This window comes from Mesorhizobium sp. M7A.F.Ca.CA.002.09.1.1, assembly GCF_003998555.1.
GTDB classification, from domain to species: Bacteria; Pseudomonadota; Alphaproteobacteria; order Rhizobiales; family Rhizobiaceae; genus Mesorhizobium; species Mesorhizobium ciceri.
Genome location: NZ_RZRR01000714.1, coordinates 1 through 2,972, shown reverse-complemented (window position 1 = coordinate 2,972; position 2,972 = coordinate 1). Strand labels below are relative to the sequence as shown.

Genomic DNA, 2,972 nt, shown 5'->3' with positions numbered 1-2,972 from the left:
CGATGTATTTCGTCATCCGCGACGGTCGCTATCACGACATGACCCACATCACCTTCCGCCAGTTCATGGCCGGGGCCGCGCGCAATGAAGTGCCGGACGGGCTGCCGACAATGGGCGACTGGGCGAACCATCTGTCAACGCTGTTCCCGGATGTGCGGCTGAAGCGCTTCCTCGAGATGCGCGGCGCCGATGGCGGGCCATGGCGGCGCATTTGCGCGCTGCCGGCCTTCTGGGTCGGATTGCTTTATGATGAGGCCGCACTCGATGCCGCCGAGGCGCTGACCTCGAGCTGGACGTATGAAGAAACGCTGGCGATGCGCAATGCCGTGCCGGAACAAGGCATCTCCGCACCCTTCCGCAACACCACGCTGCGCGAGATCGCGCGTGACGTGATGGTCATTTCCCGCATGGGACTGAAGAACCGTGGCAAGAAGAACCGCGACGGCTACGACGAGACCTCCTTCCTCAACACGTTGGACGAAGTGGTGGCGCGGGGCACCACCAGCGCCGAGGAGATGCTGTCGGCCTACCACACGCGCTGGGGCGGCTCGATCGAGCCGGTTTTCATGGAATACGCCTATTAACCCTCGGATTTGGCAAAGCTGACCGGCCGGCAAAAGTCGCTTCAATCGGAAGTGGAAACAAACTAGGCTTCTTCGGCGAGGATTTCCGGAGGAGACGCCGATGCCCACCTTGTTCGACATGCTGACGCAGGCCCAGAACGGCAATGGCATGCAGGCCCTTGCCCAGCAATACGGGCTTTCAATGCAGCAGACGCAAGCGGCGGTTGCCGCATTGCTGCCGGCCTTTTCGCAGGGGCTGCAACGCAACACCGCCGACCCCTATGGGCTCGGCGCCTTCATGACGGCGATGGCCAGCGGCCAGCACGCCAAGTATTTCGAGGACGCAACCCGGGCCTTCTCGCCGCAAGGCGTCGATGAGGGCAACGGCATTCTCGGGCACCTGTTCGGTTCGAAGGATCTGTCTCGCGCCGTGGCCAGCCAGGCGGCGCAAGCCAGCGGCGTCAATCAGCAGATCCTGCAGCAGATGCTGCCGGCGATCGCCTCGATGGTCATGGGCGGGCTGTTCAAGCAGACGGCAAACCAGATGCAGGCCGCCGGCGGTTTTGGCGGCGGCGGCAACAATCCGCTCGGCGAGATCATCGAGCAGATGATGCGGCAAGGCGGCGGCATGCAGGCCCCGGCGCCGCAGCCGCGCCAGGCGCCGCCGCCCCAGAACCCGATGGACAACCCGCTCGGCAAGGTGTTGCAGGACATGTTCGGCGGCGGCGCGGCTCAGCCACAGCCGCAAAGCCAGACGCAGCCGGCACCCAATCCCTACGGCGACAATCCGCTCGGCAAGGTGCTGCAGGACATGTTCGGCGGTGGCGCGCCTCAGCCGCAGCCGCAGGGGCGGGCGCAGCCGCAGCCCCAGCAGACGCAAAGCCCCTACGGAGACAATCCGCTGGGGAAAATCTTCGAGGAGATGCTGCGGCAAGGTGGCGGTGGCTTAGGCGGCATCCCCGGCGGACAGCCGGCGCCGCAACAGCCTCAAGCGCCCCCGCAACGTCAGGCACCGCAGCCACAGGCCAATCCGAGCGGCCGGCCGAAAAACCCGTTCGACGACCTGTTCGGCAAGATGTTCGAAACCGGCGCCCAGCAGCGTGATGACTACCAGAAGGGCGTGGAGACAATCTTCGACCAGTTTAAGCGGGACATGGACCGGCGGTAGGCGGTCTTCGCTGAGGTAGAAAGAGAAAAGCCCGGTCCTGGGAGGACCGGGCAGAGTGCAGGCGGGCCGGGGGGATCCGGCAGGGAGTGGGAGCCTGCATACTCGTCAGTCGCGTCGAACCCTGAAAAGGTTCACGGCAACCTAAACAACAAGCAACCGATCAGGCCACCTTGCGAGCGAAATCCTCGATCGTTTCGATGCGATCACTGGCGATCTCGCGCAGCATCGCCGTCGGGTCGCGGCCAAACGGCACGTCGATAGCGACATGCAGGTCGGCGCGCGTCAGGCCGATATCGGCGAGTTCGGCGTCCGACATCTCGCCAAGGCGATAAAAGGCGCGGCGGTTTTTCCAGGCGCGGTAGATGTTGGAGACGGTGTTGGCCACGCGCGTCGCAACGGCCGGACGCGAGGTGATGCGCGGGGTCTCGGTGGCGAAATCGAACGTGGTCATTGTCGGTCTCCTTCAGACTCGAACGGGCAAAGCCTTGCGATCGGCGCTGGCGACAGCGGCCGTTCCGGCTTCGATTCACATGCCTTCATGTGGACAATGCCAATTTGCCATCGGCCGATTGATTAATCCAACGAATGTTTCTAATCTTTACCATCAACACCAGTGATGGATCATATCGATGAAATCGCCGCTCGATCTCGATCAGTTGCAGACCTTCATCTCGATTGCCGACACCGGCAGCTTCACGCGAGCAGCCGAAGAGGTGCACCGGACCCAGTCGGCGGTGTCGATGCAGATGCGCCGGCTGGAGGAGCGGCTGGGCAAGCCGCTGTTCGAAAAGGACGGACGCACCAACAGGCTGACCGAGGAAGGCGACAAGCTGCTCTCCTATGCGCGGCGGCTGCTCTATCTCAACCGCGAGACCCTGGCGGCCTTCGACGACCGGCGGCTCGAAGGCACGATCCGCATCGGCACGCCCGACGACTACGCCGATCGTTTCCTGCCCGAGATCATGGCACGGTTCACCCGCTCCAATCCGCGCGTCGAACTCACCGTCATCTGCGAGCCGACGCCGGGGCTGGTCGAGCATATCAAGCGCGGCAATCTCGACCTCGCGCTGGTGACGCACAACGACGTACGCGGCCAGTCGGAGGTGGTGCGGCGCGAACCGCTGCTGTGGGTCACCTCGGCCAATCATGCCACGCATGAGCAGGAAACGCTGCCGATGGCCTTCGGCCGGCCGAACTGCATCTGGCGGCGCGCCGCCGTCGATGTGCTCGACCAGCAGAAC

At 64.1% G+C, this 2,972-nt stretch carries 4 protein-coding genes; 3 read left to right on the top strand and 1 reads right to left on the bottom strand.

Going from position 1 to position 2,972, the window contains the following annotated elements; translation table 11 throughout:
• Both EN994_RS24965 and EN994_RS24960 read left to right on the top strand, forming a co-directional pair.
• On the top strand, positions 1–584 hold a 584-nt coding region (locus EN994_RS24965; RefSeq protein WP_245466079.1), incomplete at its 5' end, for a glutamate-cysteine ligase family protein.
• A gap of 100 nt (positions 585–684) precedes the next feature.
• Positions 685–1,731: a DUF937 domain-containing protein gene (locus EN994_RS24960; RefSeq protein ID WP_024502320.1), complete on the top strand. Its 1,047-nt coding sequence runs from the start codon at positions 685–687 to the stop codon at positions 1,729–1,731.
• 160 nt (positions 1,732–1,891) lie between these two features.
• On the opposite strand, the gene EN994_RS24955 is transcribed toward EN994_RS24960, so the two are convergent.
• On the bottom strand, positions 1,892–2,182 hold the full coding sequence (locus EN994_RS24955; RefSeq protein ID WP_063170126.1) for a DUF1127 domain-containing protein: 291 nt from the start codon (positions 2,180–2,182) through the stop codon (positions 1,892–1,894).
• A gap of 178 nt (positions 2,183–2,360) precedes the next feature.
• Between EN994_RS24955 and EN994_RS24950 the strand changes: the two genes are divergently transcribed.
• Positions 2,361–2,972, top strand: a 612-nt coding sequence (locus EN994_RS24950) for a LysR family transcriptional regulator (RefSeq protein ID WP_127307885.1), incomplete at its 3' end; no start/stop codon positions are given.